Here is a 22,388-nt window from a genome sequence, read left to right as displayed (position 1 = left end):
AAGCGGTTAATCAGCGCGATCGTCTTTGCGAGCGATCGAGCGCCATCAACATCCCGAAACAGAGCATGACCGTCATCATCGCCGAGCCGCCGAACGACACGAGCGGGAGCGGGATGCCGACGACGGGGGCAAGGCCCATGACCATCATGAGATTGATCGCGACGTAGAAGAAGATCGTCGTCGCCAGTCCCGCGGCGGACAGGCGGGCGAAGCGCGTGCGGCCGCGCAGGCCGACGTTGAGGCCCCAGCGCACGACGAGGAAGAATCCGAGCATCAGCAGGCAGCCGCCGACTAGGCCCCATTCCTCCGCCATCGTGGCGAACACGAAATCGGTGTGGCCCTCGGGCAGATAGTCGAGATGGCTCTGCGTGCCGGCGAGGAACCCCTTGCCGAAGATGCCGCCGGAGCCGATCGCGATCTTCGACTGGCTGATGTGATAGCCGGTGCCGAGCGGGTCGCTTTCAGGATTGAGGAAGATCAATACGCGGTTGCGCTGATAATCGTGCATCGAGGCGAGCACGACGGGGAGCGCGCAGGCGAAGGCGACGCCCGCGCCGACGAACAGTCGGATCGGGATGCCGGCGAGGAATGCGACGGTCACGCCGCCGGCCAGGATCATCGTGGCGGTGCCGAGATCGGGTTGCAGCATGACGAGCACGAACGGCACGCCGATGATCAGCGCGGTGGGCCAGAGCGCGTTCACGCGGCGGATCTCGCCCGAGGGGAGCAGATCATAGAACCGCGCGACCGCGAGCACGATGGCCGGTTTCATCAGTTCGGAGGGTTGCAGGCGGATCAGGCCGAGGTCGAGCCAGCGTTGGCTGCCGCCGCGGACGAAGCCGAAGACCTCCACGGCAAACAGCAATGTGACGAGGACGGCGTAGATCGGGAAGGCGGCGGCCTTCAGCTGCTCCTCCCGCACGCGCGAGACGACGAGCGACAGGCCGAGAAACATGACGAGCTTGATCCCCTGCGATTGGGCCCAGGGGCGTAGCGAGCCGCCGGCGGCGGAATAGAGCACGACGAGACCGAAGCCGGCGATCCCGACGACGAGCAGGATGACCCGCCACGGCAGGTCGGCGAGCGGGGCGGGGACGACGCTGTCGCGGTTCATTCGACGGGACCCGGTGGAGGAGGGGGTGGGGCGGGGGTGGAGGGCGGTGCCTCCTTCGCGGCACGGGCGGCGCGCCATTCGGCGGCGCGCGTCGCGGCGCGGGTGGCGATATCGCCGCCCCAGCCTTCCTCCAGCACCGCCAGGATCCTCTCCGCCCGGGGCTTGTCGTAGATGTAGGTCATGACATCGCGCGCGACCGGGCCGGCGGCGCCGCTGCCCGAGATGCCGTGTTCTAGCACGACCGCGACGGCGTAGCGCGGGGCGGCGACGGGCGCGAAGGCGACGAACAGGCCGTGGTCGCGATATTTCCAGTCGGTGCCGGCGCCGCCGAACTTGCCGCCGCGGGCGCGATCCGCCTTGGTGATGCGGCGGACCTGCGCGGTGCCGGTCTTGCCCGCCATTTCGATGCCGGGGATTGGCAGCTTGCTGCGCCCCGCGGTGCCGCCATGGTTGATGACGTTGCTCATAGCCTGGCGCACCACCGCGAGATGTTCGGGATCGATCTGGAGCTGGGCGGCCGGGCGCCGCGCACCCGGCGTGAGCGCGGGCATGAGCGCGCGGCCGCTGGCGATGCGCGCGACCATCATCGCCAGCTGCAACGGGTTGGCGAGCATGTAGCCCTGGCCGATCGTGGCGTTGAGCGTGTCGGCGACAGTCCAGTCCTTGTCGTATTTCTTCAGCTTCCACGCGGTGTCGGGCACGGTGCCGTAGCTTTGCGACTTGAACGGCAACGGATATTCGCTGCCGAGGCCCAGCTTGCGGGCCATCGTGGCGATCCGGTCGATCCCGATCCGCCGGCCCATGGTGAAGAAATAGACGTCGCAGCTTTGTGCGATCGCGCCGTACATATCGAGCGGACCGTGGCCGCCGCGCTTGTGGCAGTGGAAGGTGCCGTTGCCGAGCCGGTAGCTGCCCGAGCAGAACACCCGTTCGGCGGGCGAAACGCCGGCCTCCTGCAGCGCCAGTGCCGCGATCGGCTTCACGGTGGAGCCGGGCGGGTAGAGGCCCTGGAGCGTCTTGTTCAGGAGCGGCAAGTGATCGTCCTGCGACAGCATGTCCCATTCGGCGTGACTGATGCCGTCGGTGAAGCTGTTGGGATCATAGGCCGGCATCGACGTCATGGTCAGCAGGTCGCCGGTGTGGGTGTCGACCACGACGACCGCACCGGATTCGTTGCCCAGCCGGCGTGCGGCATAGGCCTGCAGCCCCGCGTCGATGGTGAGTTTCAGCGTGCGGCCGTTGGTGTCGGGTCGCGTGGTCAGTTCGCGGACAAGCTTGCCGCGCGCCGTCACCTCGTTGCGCTTGGCACCGGGCAGTCCGCGGAGCAGCGGCTCCATCGAGCGTTCGAGGCCTTCCTTGCCGATCTTGAATCCCGGCGTGATGAGCAGCGGATTGTGGTCGCGCTCATAATCCTTGGCGGACGCGGCGCCGACATAGCCGATCAGGTGCGCGATGGCCGCCCCGTCCGGGTAAAAGCGAGAATAGCCCTGCGCCGGGGCGACGCCGGCCATGTCGGGCAGCCGGACGGAGACGGCGGCGAATTTCTCGTAGGGCAGGTTTTCGGCCACCGGGACCGGGCGGAAGCCGGGTGAGTCCTCCAGCTCCTCAGTGATCCGCTGCATGTCGTCCGGGGTCAGGCCAAGCATGCGTTGCAGCGCGGCCAGCACGCGGTCGCGATCGCGGAGCTGGTCGGGGATGAGGTCGACGCGGAAATCCGTGCGGTTGATCGCCATCGGGCGGCCGTTGCGATCGACGATCCAGCCGCGGCGCGGAGGAATGAGCTGCAACTGGACACGGTTGCTTTCGGACAGCAGCCGGTAATGCTCGTTCTCGGCGATCGACAGCCAGCCCATCCGGACCGCCAGCATCGCCATGATGCCGCCCTGCACCCCGCCCAAGACCAGCGCGCGGCGCGTGAAGGACAGCGCCTGCGCATGTTCGGTGGTGGGGGTCCGCTGCTGCGTCCGACGCCACCTCATCGCTGCAACCGCCAGCGGTCGATGCGCGCGCAGATCCGTTCGACGAGCGGGAAGCAGAGGATGGCGAGCGCCATTTGCGGCATGAACAGCGGAAGCTGGGCGATATGCTGCCCCGAAGACAGCAGGCCAGCGGTGATCGCCAGGCAGATTGCGACCGCGGCGATCGCCCAGTCGAGCATATAGTCGCGGAACAGGAAGCGTTCGTCGACGATGTCGAGGATCAGGAAGATGACGGTCCAGGTCGCCATCGCGGTGCCCGGCACCTGTCCGGTCAGCAGGTCGTCCGCCAGGCCGAGCGGCAGCGCCATCCAAGCGCGCCAGAGTTCGGGGCGGAGCAGCCGCCAGCCGAGCACGGTGAGCAGGCCGAGGGGTGGAATCGTCGGCGCGTCGGTGACGATCGGCAGGACGCCGAGCAACGAGGCGAGCACGGTCGAGATCGGCGGCACCGCGCGGGCGAAGCGCGAAACCTTCGGCGCCTGACCGTCGATCAGCGCCCCGCGATGCGCCGATCCCGCCGGCTGACGCCCGATCACGGCGCCCCCGCGGTACCGGCGGTGGTCGGCAGGCCGGGGGGCGGGGCGGCGGCCTCGGGCGCGTAGATCGCCTGGACCAGCACGAAATCGGTGCGGTCCGGATCGGCGAGCGGGCGCGCAAGTGGCGTCAGCGCGTCCGCGCCGGTAATGACCGCGACCGGCACGTTGGGCGGATAGAGCCCGCCGGTACCGGACGTGAGGAGCAGGTCGCCGCGCCGGAACGGGTTTTCCCCGGCGATCAGCGGGCGGACGCGGAGCCGGCCGTCACCGTTGCCGGTGACGAGCGCGGGCAGGCCGTTGCGCGCGAGCCGAACGGGCACCGTGCTGCCGGTGTCGGTGAGCATCAGCAGGCGGGCGGCGCCGCGGCCGGTTTCGAAAATGCGGCCGACCAGTCCCTCGCCGCTGCGGACCGGCTGGCCCGGGCGGACGCCGTCGCCGGAGCCGGCGGCGATGGTGGCGAGCCGGCGGGTGCCCGACGCCGTGCTGCCGATGATGCGCGTGCTGACGATCGTCTCAGGCGTGCGGTCGACCAGTTTCAGCAGGCGCTTGAGGCGCGCATTCTCGAACCGCGCGGCGCGGGCCTGGACGAGGGCGGATCGCATCGTCGCGACCTCCTGCGTCATCTGGCGGTTGCGCGCGCCGGCGTTCCAGTAGGCGCCAACCTCGGCCCCCATGTCGGACAGCCCGCGCGAGACGGATGCGCCGGCCGCGGTCAACGGCGCGGTCGCATCGAGCGCCGCGCCGCGGACCAGCGCGAAGCCGGTCGGGTCCAGCCGCCACGCCGCGATCGCCGCCAGCGCGATCACGACGCCGATCGTCGCGATCACATAGCCGGCGAACAGTCCATATTGCGCCCGGCGGGAGAAGCCGGGGCGCCGGTGTTTGGGCGGCGCCATCCGGGCTTCCTACCTCAAGCGGTGAGCAGGACGCCCCGGAAGACCGGGTCTTCCAGCGCCCGACCGGTGCCCAGCGCCACGCAGGTCAGGGGATCCTCCGCCACCGTGACGGGCAGGCCCGTCTCTTCGCGCAGGACGTCGTCGATGCCCTGAAGCAGCGCGCCGCCGCCGGTGAGCACGATGCCCTGGTCGACGATGTCGGCCGCCAGTTCGGGCGCGGTGTTCTCCAGCGCGATGCGGACGCCCTCGACGATGGCGGCGACCGGTTCGGTCAACGCCTCGGCGATCTGCGCCTGGGTGATCGTGATCTCCTTCGGCACGCCGTTGACCAGGTCGCGACCCTTGATGTGGATCGTCGTGCCCTTGCCGTCGGCAGGCATCCGGGCGGTGCCCACTTCCTTCTTGATCCGTTCGGCCGTGGCCTCCCCGATCAGCAGGTTGTGGTTGCGCCGGACGTAGGAGGCGATCGCCTCGTCCATCTTGTCGCCGCCGACCCGCACCGACGTGGTGTAGGCCAGACCGCGCAGCGAGAGCACCGCGACCTCCGTCGTGCCGCCGCCGATGTCGACCACCATCGAACCGATCGGTTCGGTGACGGGCATGTCGGCCCCGATCGCGGCGGCCATCGGCTCCTCGATCAGCCAGACCTGCGACGCGCCGGCATTGGATGCGGCATCGCGGATCGCGCGGCGTTCCACCTTGGTGGACCCCGACGGGACGCAGATGACGATTTCCGGCCAGCGCGGGAAGCGGCTCTTGCCGTGCACCTTTTCGATGAAGTGCTTGATCATCTGTTCGGCCACGTCGATGTCGGCGATGACACCGTCGCGCATCGGACGGATCGCCTCGATGCTGTCGGGCGTCTTGCCCATCATCATCTTGGCGTCGTCACCGACCGCGCGCACCTTCTTCACGCCGTTGATCGTCTCGATCGCGACCACCGAGGGCTCGTTCAGGACGATTCCCCGGCCACGCAAATAGACGACCGTGTTGGCGGTCCCCAAATCGATCGCCATGTCGTGCGACATCATCTTGAACAATCGCGAAAAAATCATCTGCCCGCCCATCTGGTCCGAATAGGATCGCGTGCCCCATCCGCCGATCAAGGAATGGCTTCATATGATCGACGGCTCGCGGAGACCCGGCGATTGGGCTACGGGACGGGGCATGTCAATACGTCGCCTGCCCGAGCATCTGGTGAATCGCATCGCGGCCGGCGAGGTGGTCGAACGGCCGTCCGCCGCGCTGAAGGAGCTGGTGGAAAACGCGATCGACGCGGGGGCCACGCGGATCGTCATATCGCTGGTCGAAGGCGGGATCGCGCGCATCGACGTGGCCGATGACGGGCACGGGATGGACCGTGCAGAGATCGCGCTGGCGCTGGAACGCCATGCCACGTCGAAGCTGCCGGACGAGGCGATCGAGGACGTCCAGACGCTCGGCTTTCGGGGTGAGGCGTTGCCGTCGATCGCCAGCGTTTCGCGGATGACGATCGAAAGTCGGACGCGAACCGGCGATGGCTGGGCGCGGATCGTCGATAACGGCATGGTCGCGACCGACGCGCCGGTCGCGATGCCGCCGGGGACCCGAATCCGGGTGGAGGATCTGTTCGCGCGGGTGCCGGCGCGGCGGAAGTTCCTGCGGTCGGTTCGATCCGAATATGGCGCGTGCGTCGATGTGGTGAAGCGGCTGGCGATGGCGCGGCCGGACATCGGTTTCACGCTGGACCATGACGGGCGGCGGACGCTGGCGGTGACGCCGCAGGATAGTCGCGCGGCGCGGGTCGCGGCGCTGACCGATCGGGATCTGCTGTCGAACAGCGTCGCGGTCGATCATGTCCGCGGCAACGTGACGCTGGGCGGGGTGGCCGGGCTGCCGACGTTCCACCGCGGGGTGGCGGACCATCAATATCTGTTCGTGAACGGGCGGCCGGTGCGCGATCGGGTGCTCGTGGGGGCGGTGCGCGCCGCGTATCAGAACTTGCTGGCGCGCGACCGGCATCCGGTGCTGGCGCTGTTCATCGACCTGCCCGGCGACGAGGTGGACGTGAACGTGCATCCCGCCAAGACCGAGGTGCGGTTCCGCGATGCGGGGCTGGTCCGCGGGCTGATCGTCGGGGGGCTGCGCGCCGCACTCGATGCGGCGGGGCATCGCAGTGTGCAGCGGCCGTCCGCGGCGGCGCTGGGCAGCTGGCACGCCGAGCCGTTGCAGCCGGCCTGGGCGCCGTCGTCGGCAGTCTCCTCCGCGCCGCGGCAGGGATCGGTCTGGGATGCGCGGCCAGACTATCGCCCCGAACCCGCCGGGCGCGCGGAATATGCGGCCGCGCCGCCGCCGGAACCGACCGAACATCCGCTTGGCATCGCGCGGGGGCAGGTGGCGGCGACCTATATCGTGGCGGAGGCGGTCGACGGGCTGGTGCTGGTCGACCAGCATGCCGCGCACGAACGGCTCGTGCTGGAACGGATGCGCGCCGCGATGGCGGACGGCGGCGTGGCGCGGCAGGCGCTGCTGCTGCCCGAGGTGGTCGAACTGGACGAGACGGCGTGCGACCGGCTGGAGGAGCGCGCGGCCGAGCTGGTGGCGTTCGGGGTGGAGCTGGAACGGTTCGGCCCGCGTGCGGTGCTGGTCCGCGCGACGCCGGCGTTGCTGGGGGCGGGCGACGTGCGGGGGCTGGTGACCGATTTGGCGGACGACCTGGCCGCGTTCGACAGCGCATTGTCGCTCCAGGTGCGGCTCGACCTGATCGCCGCGACGATGGCGTGCCACGGATCGGTGCGGGCCGGGCGGATCCTGTCGGTCGCGGAGATGAACGCGCTGCTCCGCGAGATGGAGGTCACGCCGCATAGCGGGCAGTGCAACCATGGCCGGCCGACGTGGGTGAAATTGCAGTCCGCCGATCTGGAGAAGCTGTTCGGGCGAAAATGAGGGGATGAAGGCGAATGTCCGCTCGCGCCCAGTTCCGGATATTCAACGCCTATGCATAGTCCCCTCATGGACGGCATTAGCTCCATGGAAGCTTTCGCGGCGCCGATAATTGTAAGCGCTGTTCTATGCGGAGCAATCTTCGGATTGCTTTTCTCCGCCGACGCTTCAATGAGCCAGCGCGCGGCTAAATCGTCGGCTTCACCTTCACTTGGTCGGGCACGATCGTCCTCTTCGTAGTCTTGACGCTGTTGGAGAACCGGGGCGGCATATGACGTCCGCTAACCACCAATGACAGTTGTCAAGACGGGCGATCCAGCACATGACCGCTACCGTGTAATCCCCGCCATTTTGGAGGGGGCACCGGCTTTGCTACAGGCAAAGGATGGTAGAGTTACACACGGAACGACTTAGGCTTCGGCCAGCTCGAATGTCCGACCTCCAGGCATTTCACGAGATCATGTCGGATGGTCGCGCAATGGCCTTCTGGTCGACACCCCCGCATGTAGATGAGACGCAAACACAAGAATGGCTCGCGGCGATGGTCGGTATCCAGCCAAGTGACGGGGAGGACTTCGTGATTGAGCACGAAGGCCTGACGATTGGTAAAGCTGGCTTTTACCGTTTTCCCGAAATTGGGTTTATTCTTCATCCGATATGTTGGGGGCGAGGATTAGCGACGGAAGCACTCAGCGCCGTGATTGTTCGAGCGTTCGTGCAGCATAAGCTACCAGCGATCGAGGCAGACGTTGATCCCCGAAATACCGCGGCCTTGGGACTACTCACCCGCCTGGGAGTTCATGAAATCGGACGGCAGGCAGCGGCCTGGCAGGTTGGTGGCGAATGGTGCGACAGCGTTTATCTCCGGCTGACAGCCGATCGATGGAACCGCAGCTCGCTACCCCATCCGGGCGTTTCATAATTTCGTTCGGCGAACGCCCTCAAACATTTGCTGGGTGAAAGCGATGTGTTAGCTTCGTTGTTCGAGGTAGGTCATGGCCATGATTGTTATTGCCGTTTTCTTCGGAATAGTTCTTTGCGGGTTTGCAGTACGGGCGAACGCGCGACTTCGGCGAGAAGATCGATTGCCGATGCAGTGGTGGTTCGACGGCGAAGTAACGTGGTCCGCGCTGCGGCGTATCGCGCTAGCGTTCATTCCGGTCTCGGCGCTTCTCACTTTGGCGAGCCTGACCATTCTGTCCTTTACCATGCCGCCCCGGCCCGGGCAGGAGGGCATGGTGCTCCCGGTGCTGATTGGGATCGGGGTCATGTTCGTCGTGATCCAGCGTCTCCACCTCTGGCTGATTCGGAGGACGCTTCGCACGAACGGGAGCTAACGGGCATTTGCGGGCGGCAGATGATATACCCGTTAGATATGCCGTTCATAGATGCGGTAGGTCTTGTTGATGCGGGTCTTGAGGGCGTCGGCGATCGAGCGCATGCCCTGGTTGTCTTCGAGGATCCAGCCGATCTCGCTGCGCGTGGCGCCGTAGTTGGCGACCGAGGCGCGGCGGATATATTCGATCATCATGAAGGCGAGCTGGCTGGCGAGACGGGTCGCCTGCATCCGTTTGACGACGCCCATCAGCGGGACGCGCATGGTGCGGACCTTCGGCTTGCGGAGGCGCCAGAGGAGCTTGGCGAAGTTGAACGGGAAGAGCCGGCCGTTGAGGTCGGCGGTCAGCTCGTTCAGGTCTGGCAACGTCATCATGAACGCGACCGGTTCGCCCTCGACCTCGGCAATCATGATGAGGTCTTCGAACACGACGGGCTTCAGTTTCTTGCCGGCATAGGCGATTTCCGCGTCGGTCAGCGGGACATAGCCCCAGTTGTCGGACCAGGCGTCGTTGAGGATGCCGAGGATGATCGCGGCTTCCTGCGCGAACTTGCTCTTGTCGACCTTGCGGACGCGGATGCGGGCGTTGCGTTCACCTGAGGCCACGATCCGCTGGATCAGCGGGGGCATGTCCTCGACGATGCTGAGTTCGTAGCAGTAAAGGTCCTTGACCCCGGTGTAGCCGGCCGCGGTGATATAACTCTCGTAGGCGGGCAGGTGGTGGCCCATCATGACGGTCGGCGACTGCTCGAAACCGTCGATCAGCAGGCCGGGTTCGTCCCAGACGGACAGGCTGAACGGGCCCATGGCATGGCTGACGCCGCGGCGACGGAGCCAGTCCTCGGCCGCGGCAATCAGCGCGGCGGCGGTTTCGGCGTCCTCGGCCTCGAACATGCCCCAATGGCCGACCTCGCTGCCGCCGCCCTGTTCGAGCGGCATGGCCTGGACGAGCTTGTCGACCTGGGCCGAGATGCGCCCGGTCACGAGTGTCCCGCGGCGGGCGATGAGGAATGCCGCAGTCGCATGTTCGAACCAGGGGTTCGCGCCGGGGGTCAGCAACGCCTTCACCTCCGCCTTGAGCGGCGGGATCCAGGCGGTGTCGTTGGCGTAGAGCCGGAACGGCAGGTCAATGAAGGCGGCGCGTTCGGCCCGCGTCCGGACCTCTGTGATGCGGACGTCGGCCGGAACGAGGGTCATGCGGTTCAGTCCCGGATGCGCGTGGCCGGGTGGCTCATCTTCACGCCGCCCGACAGGTCGCCGACGTAAGGGTAGTCCTTGGCGACATCGGGCGTGTAACCCAGGTTGAAGACGGTCGGGCTCTTCTTGCGCTCGCTGACACGGTTGTAGTGCGTACCGAACAGCTTATCCCAGAAGTAGCTGGTGATGCCGAAATTGCCGGTCTCGTCATGGAAATGATGGGCCATGTGCTTGGCCTTCATCGTGGCGAGCCAAGCGTTCTTCGGCTTGTAGGCCAGATGTTGGATGCAGTGGCAGAATTCGTAGAAGCAGGTGGTCAGCAGACCGGTTGCCAGTGCCGCCGCCGCGCCGCCGATGCCGCCGATCGCATAACCGATCGGTGCCGTCGCGATCGCGATGGTCGGCAGCGTCGTGTGGAGCGCGCCGAACAGCACTTCGAGGTGGTTCGGATCCTGGTGATGATCGTAATGGATCCGCTTCCAGGTCGGAGCCAGAACCTTCGACTTCCACATCCACTTGCTGTGCAGGACGAAGCGGTGGAGGACGTACCAGGCCAGCGGATAGACGATCGCGGCGAACAGGATCGCGGCCAGCGTCGGGACAAGCGGCGCGGGACGCCAGGCGAACACGCCGATCGAAACCGCGGACAGCACCAGATAGGCGATGATCGCGGGATACTGGAAATAAGCCACGACCAGCTCGCGGAGGGTCATCCGGTCGAGATGGTGGCGCTGGCTCCAGAAGCCGGCGCGGGGGGTTTCGATCGTCTTCACTGGCAGTCCTTGCTGGTACGTCGCAGGCCGTCGCCCGGTCCATTCAGATATGAAGACGTGTATCGTTCTGCAATGCGGCGGATTTCGGGCGTTGCCGCGTTATTCCTCGGTTCGGATCAGAACGGCCTCGCCGATCAACAGGAACAGGACGAACGGTGCCCAGGCGGCCAGGCTGGGCGGGTAGGCGCCGAGATTGCCCATCGCGAGCGCGAAATTGTCTGCCACGAAATAGGCAAAACCGAGTGCCATGCCGAGCACCGCGCGCAGGAACAGCCGCCCGGACCGCGCGAGGCCGAACGCGGCGACACCAGCGAGCAGCGGCATCAGCACCGCCGACAGCGGGCCGGAAATCTTGTGCCACAGCCCGGCCCTCAACGGTCCGGTCGGGCGGCCAGCGGCTGAGAGTTCGCCAATGGCGTCGTTCAGGTCAGCGAACGAACGTTCGTCGGGGTGGACATCGGCGAGCGTGAAACGGTCGGGCGTAACGCCCTGCGCGATGCGGTAGCCGGGCGCCGGCTTGCGGACGCCGGCGGCGACGTCGAACCGCTGTGCCCCCTGGAGCACCCAGCCGCCGCCCTGCTGACCGGCGCTCGCCGCGGTGACGATCGATTTCAGGATGCCGCCGTCGCGGTCATAGACCGTGATCCCGCGCAGGACCGTCGCGGGACCGCGGCCGCCGACGGTATCGGCATGGACGAGATCGTCCCCGTCGCGGAGCCAGACGTTGGTGACGATGCCGCGATCGGCCGGGATCGGGCCATATTCGACCGCCTGCCAAGCCGACAGCGTCGCAGTGGCGCGCGTCACAATGCGATCGTTGAACGCGAACGAGACCGCGGCGACCGCGACGCTGGCGATGATCAGCGGGGCAAGAATCTGATGCGCCGAGACGCTGGCGGCCTTCATCGCGATGATCTCGCTGTTCTGGTTCAGCGTCGCCAGCGTGATGAGCGTGCCGAGCAGCACCGCGAACGGCAGGAAGCGCGACATGATCTGCGGCGTGCGCAGCGAGGCATAGGTCCACAGTTCCGGGCTGCCATTGCCCTTGTAGGCGAGGATGTCGCCCGACTCGCCAAGCAGGTCGAGCGCCAGCAGGACGATTACGAGCGCGGCGAGCACGGCCACGCTGCGGACCAGGAAAGTCCGCGCCATGTAGATCGTGATGGTGCGCGAGCCGAAGGACAGGTTCATGCCGGCAGGTCCTTGTTACGGCGATCGGTCCAGCGCCGGCCGAGGCTGCGGAAGCTCGCGCCGATTTTCGCGAAGCCACGTTCGAGCACCGCGATCGGCGCGCCGCCGGGGACGTTCGCGACCATGTGGTACATCCAGATCGTCAACGCAGCGAAGCCGAGGAACGGAATCCAGAGCGCCAGGATCGGATCGATCCGCCCCAGCGTGCCGAGCGCCGCGCCATACTCGTTGATTTTGTGCTGCGTCACCAGCACGACGATCGCGACGAACACGCCGAGCGCAGAGGACGAGCGCTTGGGCGGGACCGCAAGGGCGAGCGCCAGCAGCGGGAGAAGCAGCATCGTCGCGACCTCGACCAGCCGGAAATGATATTCGGAGCGCAGCGCGTTGCGGGTCGCGGGGGTGGTCTCCTCCAGCTTGGACTGGCGGGACAGTTCCGGGATCGTCAGCTCGCGGTCGCGGCTGCCGCGCTGACGGAACGACTCCATCTTGGGCAGGTCGATCGGCAGATCATGCGCGACGAAGCTGAGCACGCGCGGCGAGCGGAATTCGGGCGCGTCGTGGACGAGTGTGCCGTTCGCGAGACGGAAGATGATCGTGTTGGGATCGTCCGTCGCCAGGAACGTGCCACGTTCGGCGGTGACGGCCAGCGTGCGCCCGCCGCTCGCCTGCGTATCGACGAAGATACCGTAGAGGTCGCGGCCCTTGTTCTCGGCGCGCTCGATCCGCATCGTCATGCGCTTGCCGAGTTTCGTGAATTCGCCGACCTTGATCGAGGCGCCCAATGCACCGGAGCGCAGTTCGTAGCGCAACCCTTCATAGGCGTAGCGCGACATCGGCTGGACGTAGCCGAGGATCAGGAGGTTCAGGAGCGCGAGCGCGATCGCGAAGATGTAGGGCACGCGGAGCAGCCGGCCGTAGCCGAGCCCAACCGCACGCAGGACGTCGAGTTCCGAGGACATCGCCAGTTTGCGGAACGCCAGCAGGATGCCGAGGGTCAGGCCGATCGGGATGGCGAACGACAGATATTCGGGCAGCATGTTCGCCAGCATCCGCCACACCACTGAGACCGGTCCGCCCTCGCTCGCAACGAAATCGAACAGGCTGAGCATTTTGTCGAGCAGGAAGAGCATGGCCGCCACGACCAGGGTTCCGGCGAGCGGAACGGCGATCAGGCGAGCGATGTAGCGATCGGTCAGGGTTCCGAATTTCAAGATTGCGACGCCCCATCACCATGTTTTGGCCTCAAACGCGGCCGATCTGACGTGAACGAGGAGGCTTCGTCGAACCACCGCGATGTTGCGCGGCTATAGCTTCCGGGAGTGCTTAGGTCATGTCGAAACTGTCGGGTCTGGTCGGGTTGGTCGCAGCGGCGCTGTTGTCTGGCGCGCCGGCGGCCGCTGCGCCGCTGGCGTCGCATGTCGGCGGGTGCGGTGCGTCGGCCGTGCCGGCGATGCTGGTGCAGGTGACCGGGTTCAAGGACCGCCATGGCATGTTGCGGATCCAGAGCTATGGCGGCGATCGCCAGAGCTTCTTCGAAAAGGGCGCATATATCGATCGCATCGACGTGCCCGTGCCGGCCAGCGGACCCGCGCGGGTCTGCGTGCCGGTTGGTCGGACCGGGGAATACGCCGTCTCGGTCCGGCACGACATGGACGGTGACCGCAAGACCGGCCGCGCCGATGGCGGCGGCATGTCGGGCAATCCGCACGTGTCGGTCGGCGACTTGGTGTTCAAGCGGAAGCCGCCCGCCGAACGGGTGGTGATCTCGGTCGGGCGCGGCGTGACGACGGTGCCGGTCATCCTGAACTATATGCAGGGCATGTCATTCCGCCCGATCTCGGGGCGTTAAGATGGTTCGTGTCGCACTCCTGTCCAATCCGAAATCGACGGGCAACCGGTCGCTTCTGCCGCGGATCCGCGCTTTCTGCGCCGAGCACGACGATATCTTTCACTACGAGGTGGAGGAGGTCGCGCAGATCGGCGAGGCGCTGCGCACGATCGCGCGGGTCGAGCCGGTCGTGCTGGTCATCAACGGCGGCGACGGCACCGTGCAGACGGTGCTGACCGAGATCCATCATGGCCAGTGGTTCGGCGAGACGCCGCCGCCGGTCGCGGTGCTGCCCAACGGCAAGACGAACCTCATCGCGCTCGACCTAGGCGCCGTCGGTGACCCGGTCGCGGCGCTGGAGCGGGTGATGGAGATCGCGCGGAACGGGGTCGACGCCTATGTCGTGCGGCGCGAGCTGATCGCGCTGACCAGCGGCGACGATGCCAGCGTGCGGCCCGTGATGGGCATGTTCCTGGGCGGTGCCGGGCTGGCCGACTCGATCCTGTTCTGCCGCAACAAGGTATATCCGCTGGGGCTGCCCAACGGGTTCAGCCATGTGCTGACCGCGTTTGCCGTCGTGCTGTCACTCATCTTTGGCATCCGCGCGGCGTTCCTGCCGCCGCGGCCGGGGCATGTGAAGGTGTCGCTGATGCGGCAGGGGCAGTTGCAGGGGCGGTTCTCAATCATGATCGTGACCACTTTGCAGAAGATGCTGATCGGGACGTCCGCGTCGACGATGGCGGGCGGAGACGAGGGAGCGCTGAAGCTTATGATGGTCGATCATCGGCCGTGGACGCTGGTGCGAGCGATCTTCGCCGGGATCAGCGGGCGGCTGGGCAAGCAGGCGATGAACGGCGTGCATGTCGAGCGCGGCGACGAGATCCGGATCGAGGGCGTGCGGTCGAGCGTTATCCTGGACGGCGAGTTGTTCCAGAATGTCGAGGGGTTCCCGATCGTGCTGAAACACACCTCGCCCGTTCCGTTCCTGCGCCTTGCCGCCTGAACAGGCAGCGGGTGTGACGGCGGTGCGCGCGCTGGTGCGTGACGAGCTGGCGCTGCCGGTCGATCCGCGGGTGACCGCGATGGCGGCGGCGATCGCGGCGCGGCATGGGGATGCGGCGCGGGCGGTGCTGTTCTACGGATCGTGCCTTCGGACGACCGAGCTGGACGGGCAGATGCTCGATTTCTACCTGATCGTGTCGGAGTATCGCGCGGCCTATCCCGCGCGCTGGATGCGGGTGGCGAACCGGTTGTTGCCGCCGAACGTGTTTCCGTTTGCGCACCATGGCTTGGCATCGAAATATGCGGTGCTGTCCGAAGCGGACCTGCAAGCGCTGTGCGGGCCGGAGGCGGCGACCGTGTCGGTCTGGGCTCGGTTCGCCCAGCCGTCGCGGCTGGTGTGGCGGAGTGACGACGCGGCCGCCGAGCGCGTGGTTGGGTCGGTCGCGCGGGCGGGGCCGACCGCGATGGCGCTGGCGTTGCCGATGGTTGCGCCCGCCGAGCGGGGCGATCCGCTGGCGGTGTGGCGCGCGGCGTTTTCGCAGACCTATCGCGCCGAGTTGCGCGCCGAGCGGGACGACCGGTCGGGGTCGATCGTCGATGCCGATCCGGAGCGGTACCGGCGGTTCGGGGCGGCGATCCTGCCGGGGTTGGTCGGGGCCGGGAATGAGGCGCGCTGGCGCCGGTTGCGGCGCAACGGCAAGTCGCTGACTGTGCTGCGCCTGATGAAAGCGAGTGCGACCTTTGCCGGCGGGATCGATTATCTGGCGTGGAAGATCAATCGCCACGCCGGCACCAAGATCGCGATCCGGCCGTGGCAGCGACGGCATCCGTTGCTGGGTGCGCTGGTGCTGCTGCCGCGGCTGCTACGCGGCGGCGCGGTGCGGTAGCGTCAGGGGACTGCCGGCTCCACCGGGGTCAGGCTGGTGCGGACCGCGCGGGCGAGGCCGGCGATGGTGAACGGCTTGCGCAGCACGTCCTGCCCGCGGAGCCGGTCGCCGGTATCGGCATCGCCGACATAGCCAGTGACGAAGATCGTCGCCACGTGCGGATGGTCGGCGCGGATTGCCGCGACGAGGTCAGGCCCGGTCATGCCCGGCATGACGACGTCCGAGATGACGAGCCGTACGTCGCGTTCTGTGCGGAGAGCGGCGAGCGCATCCTCCCCGCAAGCGCAGGCGATCGGGCGGTAGCCGAGCTCCGCCAACGCCTCGACTGTCGAGGTGCGGACGCGGGGATCGTCCTCCACCACCATCACGGTTTCACCGTGGCCGTTCCGAGTGGCGGGGGAGGGGGCGGAGATAGTCGGTCCGGCGACCTCGGCGATGTGGCGGGGGAGGTAGAGCGAGACGCCGGTGCCGGCACCAGGCTGCGAGCTGATCAGGATGTCGCCGCCGGACTGGCGTGCGAAGCCGAATATCTGGCTGAGCCCGAGACCGGTACCCTTCCCGATCGGCTTCGTCGTGAAGAACGGTTCGAACGCGCGCGCGATGACGGCGGGGTCCATGCCGCAGCCGGTGTCGCGGACCTCGATCCGGAGATAGTCGCCGGGCGCAAGCTTGCCGACCTCGTCCGCCGCGACCGTGCAGTTCGTCGTGATGATGTCCACGCGGCCTTCGCCGTCGAGTGCATCGCGAGCGTTGACCGCGAGGTTCAGGATTGCGTTCTCAAGCTGATGTGGATCGCACCAAGTCGCCCAGCAATCGTCTGCGATCGTCAATGCGACGACGATCCGTTCGCCAAGCGCACGGTCGAGCAGGTCGCGCATGCCGCGAATTAGCCGCGCGGCATCGACATGTTCCGGCCGCAACGGTTCGGCGCGCGCGAAGGCGAGCAGGCGGCGGGTGAGCGCGGCTGCGCGGGTCGCCCCGTCGAGCGCCTGATCGAGGTGGCGGGCGACGTCCTTCGGACTGTTCGTCAGCCGGCGCTGCGCCAGTTCCAGCCCGCCGAGCACGACCGCCAGCATGTTATTGAAATCATGCGCGATTCCGCCGGTCAGCTGGCCGACCGCTTCCATTTTCTGCGCTTGATGGAGTTGTGCCTCGGCCGCGGCGCGGGTCGTCGCCTCGACCTGCAGCCGGACGTTGGCATCGCGCAGTTCGCGGGTCCGTGCCTCGACAGCGAGTTCCAGCGCGCCGGCGCGATCGGCGGCGACGTCTGCGCGGCGGCCCGCCTCGCGCCGCGCGTGGACGGCACGGACCGCGAGCGTGCCGAGCACGACGCCGACGATGCTGAGCACGACGCCGAGCAGCGAGAGCAGGGTCGCCAGGATGTCGGACTGCGCACCTGATCGTTCGGCCTGTGCGGACAGGCCGGTCAGCGTGGCGCGTTCGTGGCGCGAGACGCGGTCGACCAGCGTGGACAACTGATCAATGCTCGGCGATCGGCCGGCGCGGTCGAAGGCGGTGAGCGCGGCCCAGCCCTGGCGCGTGCCGGCGCTGCGGGCTGGGGCGTCGAGTTCGGCGCGGCGGCGTTCATAGAGGACGCGGAGCGCAGCGATGACCGGGCGCTGGACCGGATCGGGTGCGGTCAGCCCCGTCAGCGTGTCGAGCCGCGCGCCCGCCAGCGCCCAGTGATCGAAGTAGGCCCGACCCGCGGTTGGGGCGCCGGAGATGGCGAAGCGGCCGAGCGCCGCCTCCGCCCGCGCCATGGCCACGTCGAAATCACGGATGGCGAGCAGGACCTCGTAACTGTGCCGTTGTTGTGACAGCGCCGTATCCCGCCGCGCGTTCGCGATGCCGACCAGCGTGACGAGCAGCGCGAGCAGCAACGCGACCGCCATCGCCCCGGCCCGGACCCAGATGTTCTGCCACCAGTTTGGCGGTTCCGCATCGGAAGTCCGGGGGGGCGGGGCGGTCATGCCCGCAAGCTAGCCCAAGGGGGCGAGCTTGCAAACATGCGCAATCGGGCAGGGTCGGGTCAGGCCTGCGGGATGACTCCGGTCGCACGACCGGCCGCCGCGAACGTCGCCAGGATCTCGGTCACCTGTTCGTCGGTATGTTCCGCGCAGAGCGAGCAGCGCAGCAGGAAGGTGCCGGCCGGCGTCGCGGGGGGACGCGCCATGTTCACGTAGAGCCCGCGTTCGAGCAGTGCCTGCCACGTCGCCACGGTGATCGCCTGGTCGGGCATCATCACCGCGATGATCGCCGACTGGGCGGTCGGCGTGCCGAGCGTGTAGCCGAGATCGCGCAGGCCCTGATGCAGGCGGCGCGAATTCTTCCAGAGATGTTCGCGCTTGTCGCCCGCGTGCATCAGCTTGCGGATCGAGGCGGCGGCGGTGGCGACCACCGACGGCGGGAGCGATGCCGTGAAGACGTAAGGGCGCGTGACGAGCCGCATGACTTCGAATTTTGGATGGTTCGAGACGCAGAAGCCGCCGACCGTGCCGACCGACTTGGAGAAGGTGCCGACTACGAAATCGATGTCGTCGGCGACGCCGGCTTCCTCGAACACGCCGCGGCCATGTTCGCCGAAAAAGCCCATGCCGTGCGCTTCGTCGCACAGGATCATCGCGCCATGCTTCTTGGCGACGGCGACCATTTCCTTCAGCGGCGCGATGTCGCCAAGCATCGAATAGACGCCCTCGAGCACGACGAGCTTGCCCGCCTCGACCGGCAGGCGGCCGAGCCGCTTGTCGAGATCCTCGACCGAATTGTGGCGGAACCGCACGACTTCGGCATTGCCCAGCCAGCAGCCGTCGTAGATCGACGCGTGGCTGTCGGCGTCGAGGATGATGTAGTCGCCCTTGGCGCAGAGCGTGGAGATGACGCCGAGATTGGCCTGGTAGCCGGTCGAGAAGACGATCGCGCTTTCCATGTCGTAGAATTCGCGGAGCGCGTCCTCGCACTCGCGGTGGCCTTGGTAGGTGCCGTTCAGCACGCGGCTGCCGGTGGTGCCCGCGCCGAACTTGTCGAGCGCGTACTTGCCGGCGGCGACGACGTCCGGGTCGAACGTCATGCCCATATAGTTGTAGGTGCCGAGCAGGATCGTCTTGCGGCCCTTGATGATGGCGAGGGTGGGGGACAGCACCTCTTCCATCACGATCGCGAACGGATCGCGCACGCCGGTGTCGAGCAGCGCCTGGCGCTCGGCGATCAGCCCGTCGAATTTCGACAGCAGGTCGCGCGGCGTCGGGTTGGGCAGGACGTCGGTCAGGGCGACCGAGTCGGGAGTCTGGCTGGCGTCGGTCATGCGGGCTTGCTCAGCTTTTCGATGGTGTCGACCAGCTGGCCGATCGTCTCGATCTCGGCCTGCATGTTCATGGTGATCAGGATGTCGAATTCGTCTTCAACGGCGGCCACGAAATCCATGACGGTCAGGCTGTCCCATTCCAGGTCGCCGGCGAAGCTGGTCGCGTCGGTCAGCGGGACCTGCTTCTTGTTGAACGGTTCGATCTGGTCGGCGACCTTGGCAAAGGTCTCTTGGCGCGATGTCATGGACGTCCCTTAAATGGTCGAGTCGGTGTGTGCCAAGCGATTGCGGCGAAAAGGCGGATCAAAGCCAGCCATGTGCGCGGTACCATGCGGCGGTCGCGCGCAGGCCGGCGGGGGTCGCGACCTGTGGCCGCCACGGGCCGTCGGGCATCGTGCCGTGCACGACCCAGTCGGGGTGGCGGAGATAGCCGACGCGGTCGGGCGTCAGCTTGGCGCCCTTGCCGCGGATCAGCCCGTCGATTCGCGCACCGAGCGCGAGCAGCGGGCCGGGCATCGACAGCGTGCGGGCGCGGCGGTCGAACATCGTGCCGAGCAGGCGGGCGAAGACGTGATAGTCCCAGCCGCCGGGCGTGCCGTCGTCCGCCTCCAGGATCTGGCGGTCGTAGTGGGTGAGCTGGAGCAGCAGCAGGCGGGCCAGATCCTCCGCGGCGATGATCGAGAAGCGGCCGCTCGGCGGGAGCAGGACCAGACCGCGCGCCGCCATGCGGAAAATCTCCAGCATCTCGTGATCGCCGGGGCCGTAGATGGCGGGCGGGCGGACGATCGACCAGTCGAGGGCGGAGGCGGCGACGACATTCTCGCCCTGCAGCTTCGACCAGCCATAGTCGCTGAGTTGCGGTTCGCGGGCGGAGAGCGATGAGACGTGGACAAAACGTGTGATGCCGGCGTCGGTGCCTGCGGCGAGCACGGCGGCGGTGCCGTCGATGTTGGCGCGGGCGAAACCGGTGCGGTCGGGCGCGTTGACCGCGCCTGCGACGTGGATGACGGCGTCGGCCCCCTCGACCAGCGCAGCGAGCGAGGCCGGGTCGTCGAGCGCGCCGGCGATCCAGGTCACGCCGGTGCGATCGGGCTGCGGACGGCGGGTGAGTGCGCGGACGGGGTGGCCGGCGGCGGCGGCCTGGGTCAGCAAATGGCCGCCGACGAAGCCGGTCGCGCCGGTGATGGCAATGACGGTCATAGCAGCACCATGTGATCGCGGTGGACGAGAGCGGAACGGGGCGCGTAGCCGAGGATGTCGGCCTGTTCTGCGGAGCGGCGACCGGCGATGCGGACCGCGTCGGCGGCGTCATATTCCGCCAGGCCGCGGGCGAAGCGGCCGTCGGGGCCGGCGATCTCCACCACGTCGCCGCGCGTGAAGCGGCCGTCGATCGTGACCGCGCCGGCCGCGAGCAGGCTGGCCCCGCGGGCGAGCGCATCGGCTGCGCCGGCATCGACATGGATGGTGCCGCGCGCGGTGAGGCGGCCGGCGAGCCAGGATTTGCGTGCGCCGCGGACCGGATCGGCGACGAACACCGTGCCGGTGCCGCCGGCGAGGAAGGCGGCGAGCGGGTGGGGGCGTTGACCGCTGGCGATGGCGAGGTGCGCGCCGGCGGCCTGGGCGATCCGCGCGGCCTCGACCTTCGAGGCCATGCCGCCGGAGCCCATACCCGAGGCCGAACCGCCGTCCGCCATCGCGCGGATGCGTGCGTCGATGTGGGTGACTTCGTCGATGCGGGTGGCGGCCGCGTCGCGGTGCGGGTTGGCGGTGTAGAGGCCGTCGACGTCGGACAGCAGCAGCACGCCCTGCGCGCGGGCGGCCTGTGCCACGCGGGCGGCGAGGCGGTCGTTGTCGCCGAACCGGATCTCCGCGGTGGCGACCGAGTCGTTTTCGTTGATGACCGGGACCGCGCCGAGCGTGAGCAGCCGATCGAGCGTCGACGCCGCGTTGAGGTAGCGCCGGCGGTCCTCGAGATCGTCGAGCGTCAGCAGGATCTGCGCGGCGGTCAGCCCGCAGCTGCCGAGCAGTTCGGCCCAGGCCTGCGACAGCGCGATCTGGCCGACCGCGGCGGCGGCCTGTGCGTCCTCGAGCGAGGCGCGGCCGCCTTTGGACAGTCCGAGCCGGCGCGCCCCGAGCGCGATGGCGCCGGACGACACGATCACGACCTGTTGCCCCGCCGCATGGGCCGCGGCGATATCGGCCGCCACCGTCGCCAGCCAGTCCCGCCGGATCGACCCGTCGGCATCCACCAGCAGTGCCGAGCCGATCTTGACGATCAGCCGCGCGCAGCGGCCGGGGGAGAAGCGTTGCGGCACCGGCCGGAGACGATCAGATCGGCGACCAGGCGGTGGTTTCGACGTCGCCTTCGGTCGTGTCGGTCGAGGCGTTGCCCTTGTCCGGCGCCGGGCCGAGCGCGGCGACGATCTGGTCGAGCACCGGTTCGAGCCCAGTGCCGGCCGCACCGGAGAGCAGCATGACCTCGGCACCGCTGGCCTTGGCGAGTTTCTTGGCGAGTTTTGCCACGTCCTTTTCCGGGACCGCGTCGACCTTGTTCAGCGCCAGGATCTGCGGCTTGTCCTCGAGCCCGCTGCCATAGGCGACCAGTTCGTCGTTGACGACGTGCCAGGCCTCGATCGGATCGTCGCCGGTCGCGTCGACCAGGTGGAGCAGGACGCGGCACCGTTCGATATGACCGAGGAAGCGGTCGCCGATGCCCGCTCCGTCCGCCGCGCCCTGGATCAGGCCGGGGATGTCGGCGACGACGAATTCGCGCTGGTGATGCGTCGCGACGCCCAGCTGCGGACGGACGGTGGTGAAGGGGTAGGCCCCGACCTTGGCGTTCGCGTTCGACACGGCGTTGATGAAGGTCGACTTGCCGGCGTTGGGCAGGCCGACGAGCCCGGCATCGGCCAGAAGTTTCAGCCGCAGCCAGACCCACGCTTCCTCCTCGGGCCAGCCGCTGCCGTGCTGGCGCGGCGCGCGGTTGGTGGAGGTTTTGTAGCTGGCGTTGCCGCGGCCGCCGTCGCCGCCCTTGAGGAAGATCTCGCGCTGGCCCGCCTCGGTGAAGTCGAGCAGCACGGTTTCCTTGTCGTCCGACAGGACCTGCGTACCGACGGGGACGCGCACGACGAGGTCGTTGCCGCCCGCGCCGGTGCGGTTGGAGCCGGAGCCGCCCTTGCCGCGGGGGGCGCGGAAATGCTGCGTGTAGCGGAAGTCGATGAGCGTGTTGAGCCCGGCGACCGCCTCGAACACGATGTCGCCGCCCTTGCCGCCATGGCCGCCGTCGGGGCCGCCATATTCGATGAACTTTTCACGTCGGAACGACACCGCGCCGGGGCCACCGGAACCGGAACGAACGTAAATCTTGGCCTGATCGAGAAAATGCATCGCGCGCCCTTAGCCGAAACACGGCCGAAACGGAACCGC

21 protein-coding genes are annotated in these 22,388 nt (G+C 67.9%); 6 read left to right on the top strand and 15 right to left on the bottom strand.

Features of this window, described 5'->3' with window-relative positions; all coding sequences use genetic code 11:
• Positions 1–10: 10 nt before the first annotated feature.
• From rodA to IEX50_RS04535, 5 genes are read right to left on the bottom strand one after another with little or no spacing between them, the layout of a single operon-like run.
• Complete coding sequence (rodA, locus tag IEX50_RS04555) at positions 11–1,114, bottom strand: rod shape-determining protein RodA (protein ID WP_157175440.1); 1,104 nt, start codon at positions 1,112–1,114, stop codon at positions 11–13.
• Entirely contained in the window at positions 1,111–3,093 is a 1,983-nt protein-coding gene (mrdA, locus tag IEX50_RS04550; protein ID WP_157175441.1) for a penicillin-binding protein 2, read from the bottom strand. Before mrdA ends, rodA begins: the two co-directional genes overlap by 4 nt.
• Positions 3,090–3,626, bottom strand: coding sequence for a rod shape-determining protein MreD (locus tag IEX50_RS04545; protein WP_229673643.1), 537 nt, complete (start codon positions 3,624–3,626; stop codon positions 3,090–3,092). The genes mrdA and IEX50_RS04545 overlap by 4 nt, the downstream gene beginning before the upstream one ends.
• Positions 3,623–4,522 carry a rod shape-determining protein MreC gene (locus tag IEX50_RS04540; protein WP_157175442.1) on the bottom strand — a complete coding sequence of 300 codons (900 nt, stop codon included), beginning with the start codon at positions 4,520–4,522 and terminating at the stop codon, positions 3,623–3,625. Before IEX50_RS04540 ends, IEX50_RS04545 begins: the two co-directional genes overlap by 4 nt.
• Before the next feature lie 14 nt (positions 4,523–4,536).
• On the bottom strand, positions 4,537–5,577 hold the full coding sequence (locus IEX50_RS04535) for a rod shape-determining protein (RefSeq protein WP_157175870.1): 1,041 nt from the start codon (positions 5,575–5,577) through the stop codon (positions 4,537–4,539).
• A gap of 112 nt (positions 5,578–5,689) precedes the next feature.
• Here IEX50_RS04535 and mutL point away from each other — a divergent pair, with 112 nt between their 5' ends.
• From mutL to IEX50_RS04520, 3 genes are all read left to right on the top strand, one after another.
• Positions 5,690–7,447 (top strand): DNA mismatch repair endonuclease MutL, encoded by a 1,758-nt coding sequence (gene mutL, locus IEX50_RS04530; protein ID WP_157175443.1) that lies wholly within the window; start codon positions 5,690–5,692, stop codon positions 7,445–7,447.
• Between the two features lie 382 nt (positions 7,448–7,829).
• Positions 7,830–8,366 (top strand): GNAT family N-acetyltransferase, encoded by a 537-nt coding sequence (locus IEX50_RS04525; protein WP_157175444.1) that lies wholly within the window; start codon positions 7,830–7,832, stop codon positions 8,364–8,366.
• Between the two features lie 73 nt (positions 8,367–8,439).
• The gene (locus IEX50_RS04520) at positions 8,440–8,781 is read left to right on the top strand and encodes a hypothetical protein (protein WP_157175445.1); all 342 of its coding nucleotides are present in this window, start codon (positions 8,440–8,442) and stop codon (positions 8,779–8,781) included.
• A 32-nt stretch (positions 8,782–8,813) separates the two neighbouring features.
• On the opposite strand, the gene IEX50_RS04515 is transcribed toward IEX50_RS04520, so the two are convergent.
• The 4 genes from IEX50_RS04515 to lptF form a co-directional block, all read right to left on the bottom strand.
• Positions 8,814–9,977 (bottom strand): N-acetyltransferase, encoded by a 1,164-nt coding sequence (locus tag IEX50_RS04515; protein WP_157175446.1) that lies wholly within the window; start codon positions 9,975–9,977, stop codon positions 8,814–8,816.
• A gap of 5 nt (positions 9,978–9,982) precedes the next feature.
• Positions 9,983–10,690: a sterol desaturase family protein gene (locus tag IEX50_RS04510; RefSeq protein ID WP_157175871.1), complete on the bottom strand. Its 708-nt coding sequence runs from the start codon at positions 10,688–10,690 to the stop codon at positions 9,983–9,985.
• Between the two features lie 159 nt (positions 10,691–10,849).
• Entirely contained in the window at positions 10,850–11,941 is a 1,092-nt protein-coding gene (lptG, locus tag IEX50_RS04505) for an LPS export ABC transporter permease LptG (RefSeq protein WP_157175447.1), read from the bottom strand.
• Positions 11,938–13,155: an LPS export ABC transporter permease LptF gene (lptF, locus tag IEX50_RS04500; RefSeq protein ID WP_157175448.1), complete on the bottom strand. Its 1,218-nt coding sequence runs from the start codon at positions 13,153–13,155 to the stop codon at positions 11,938–11,940. Before lptF ends, lptG begins: the two co-directional genes overlap by 4 nt.
• A gap of 119 nt (positions 13,156–13,274) precedes the next feature.
• On the opposite strand from lptF, the gene IEX50_RS04495 reads away from it, so the two are divergent.
• From IEX50_RS04495 to IEX50_RS04485, 3 genes are read left to right on the top strand one after another with little or no spacing between them, the layout of a single operon-like run.
• Positions 13,275–13,793 carry a DUF2141 domain-containing protein gene (locus IEX50_RS04495; RefSeq protein ID WP_157175449.1) on the top strand — a complete coding sequence of 173 codons (519 nt, stop codon included), beginning with the start codon at positions 13,275–13,277 and terminating at the stop codon, positions 13,791–13,793.
• A gap of 1 nt (position 13,794) precedes the next feature.
• A complete protein-coding gene (locus IEX50_RS04490) occupies positions 13,795–14,775 on the top strand; it encodes a diacylglycerol/lipid kinase family protein (protein ID WP_157175450.1) in 981 nt (326 codons plus the stop codon).
• A gap of 13 nt (positions 14,776–14,788) precedes the next feature.
• Positions 14,789–15,661 carry a hypothetical protein gene (locus IEX50_RS04485; RefSeq protein WP_157175451.1) on the top strand — a complete coding sequence of 291 codons (873 nt, stop codon included), beginning with the start codon at positions 14,789–14,791 and terminating at the stop codon, positions 15,659–15,661.
• 2 nt (positions 15,662–15,663) lie between these two features.
• Here the strand turns inward: IEX50_RS04485 and IEX50_RS04480 are convergent, their stop codons facing one another.
• Genes IEX50_RS04480 through obgE form a run of 6 tightly spaced genes read right to left on the bottom strand, consistent with a single transcriptional unit; the run spans position 15,664 to position 22,349 of the window.
• Positions 15,664–17,631, bottom strand: a complete 1,968-nt coding sequence (locus tag IEX50_RS04480; protein WP_157175452.1) for an ATP-binding protein — start codon at positions 17,629–17,631, stop codon at positions 15,664–15,666.
• A gap of 59 nt (positions 17,632–17,690) precedes the next feature.
• The gene (spt, locus tag IEX50_RS04475; protein WP_157175453.1) at positions 17,691–18,962 is read right to left on the bottom strand and encodes a serine palmitoyltransferase; all 1,272 of its coding nucleotides are present in this window, start codon (positions 18,960–18,962) and stop codon (positions 17,691–17,693) included.
• Complete coding sequence (locus IEX50_RS04470) at positions 18,959–19,207, bottom strand: acyl carrier protein (RefSeq protein WP_157175454.1); 249 nt, start codon at positions 19,205–19,207, stop codon at positions 18,959–18,961. The genes spt and IEX50_RS04470 overlap by 4 nt, the downstream gene beginning before the upstream one ends.
• Before the next feature lie 58 nt (positions 19,208–19,265).
• Complete coding sequence (locus IEX50_RS04465) at positions 19,266–20,162, bottom strand: SDR family oxidoreductase (RefSeq protein ID WP_157175455.1); 897 nt, start codon at positions 20,160–20,162, stop codon at positions 19,266–19,268.
• The gene (gene proB / locus IEX50_RS04460; protein ID WP_157175456.1) at positions 20,159–21,277 is read right to left on the bottom strand and encodes a glutamate 5-kinase; all 1,119 of its coding nucleotides are present in this window, start codon (positions 21,275–21,277) and stop codon (positions 20,159–20,161) included. Before proB ends, IEX50_RS04465 begins: the two co-directional genes overlap by 4 nt.
• Positions 21,278–21,290: 13 nt before the next feature.
• Entirely contained in the window at positions 21,291–22,349 is a 1,059-nt protein-coding gene (gene obgE, locus IEX50_RS04455; protein WP_157175457.1) for a GTPase ObgE, read from the bottom strand.
• Positions 22,350–22,388 lie beyond the last annotated feature (39 nt).

The sequence above is a fragment of the Sphingomonas prati genome, assembly GCF_014643515.1.
In the GTDB taxonomy this organism is placed as follows: Bacteria; Pseudomonadota; Alphaproteobacteria; order Sphingomonadales; family Sphingomonadaceae; genus Sphingomonas_R; species Sphingomonas_R prati.
Note: the sequence above shows the minus strand (reverse complement) of the source record. Positions and strands in the feature narration are given on the sequence as shown.

Coding starts and splice junctions, on each gene's coding strand:
- rodA (WP_157175440.1), bottom strand. CDS start 1,114: ATGAACCGCGACAGCGTCGTCCCCGCCCCGCTCGCCGACCTGCCGTGG.
- mrdA (WP_157175441.1), bottom strand. CDS start 3,093: ATGAGGTGGCGTCGGACGCAGCAGCGGACCCCCACCACCGAACATGCG.
- IEX50_RS04540 (WP_157175442.1), bottom strand. CDS start 4,522: ATGGCGCCGCCCAAACACCGGCGCCCCGGCTTCTCCCGCCGGGCGCAA.
- IEX50_RS04535 (WP_157175870.1), bottom strand. CDS start 5,577: ATGATTTTTTCGCGATTGTTCAAGATGATGTCGCACGACATGGCGATC.
- mutL (WP_157175443.1), top strand. CDS start 5,690: ATGTCAATACGTCGCCTGCCCGAGCATCTGGTGAATCGCATCGCGGCC.
- IEX50_RS04525 (WP_157175444.1), top strand. CDS start 7,830: ATGGTAGAGTTACACACGGAACGACTTAGGCTTCGGCCAGCTCGAATG.
- IEX50_RS04520 (WP_157175445.1), top strand. CDS start 8,440: ATGGCCATGATTGTTATTGCCGTTTTCTTCGGAATAGTTCTTTGCGGG.
- IEX50_RS04515 (WP_157175446.1), bottom strand. CDS start 9,977: ATGACCCTCGTTCCGGCCGACGTCCGCATCACAGAGGTCCGGACGCGG.
- IEX50_RS04510 (WP_157175871.1), bottom strand. CDS start 10,690: ATGACCCTCCGCGAGCTGGTCGTGGCTTATTTCCAGTATCCCGCGATC.
- lptG (WP_157175447.1), bottom strand. CDS start 11,941: ATGAACCTGTCCTTCGGCTCGCGCACCATCACGATCTACATGGCGCGG.
- IEX50_RS04495 (WP_157175449.1), top strand. CDS start 13,275: ATGTCGAAACTGTCGGGTCTGGTCGGGTTGGTCGCAGCGGCGCTGTTG.
- IEX50_RS04490 (WP_157175450.1), top strand. CDS start 13,795: ATGGTTCGTGTCGCACTCCTGTCCAATCCGAAATCGACGGGCAACCGG.
- IEX50_RS04480 (WP_157175452.1), bottom strand. CDS start 17,631: ATGACCGCCCCGCCCCCCCGGACTTCCGATGCGGAACCGCCAAACTGG.
- spt (WP_157175453.1), bottom strand. CDS start 18,962: ATGACCGACGCCAGCCAGACTCCCGACTCGGTCGCCCTGACCGACGTC.
- IEX50_RS04470 (WP_157175454.1), bottom strand. CDS start 19,207: ATGACATCGCGCCAAGAGACCTTTGCCAAGGTCGCCGACCAGATCGAA.
- IEX50_RS04465 (WP_157175455.1), bottom strand. CDS start 20,162: ATGACCGTCATTGCCATCACCGGCGCGACCGGCTTCGTCGGCGGCCAT.
- obgE (WP_157175457.1), bottom strand. CDS start 22,349: ATGCATTTTCTCGATCAGGCCAAGATTTACGTTCGTTCCGGTTCCGGT.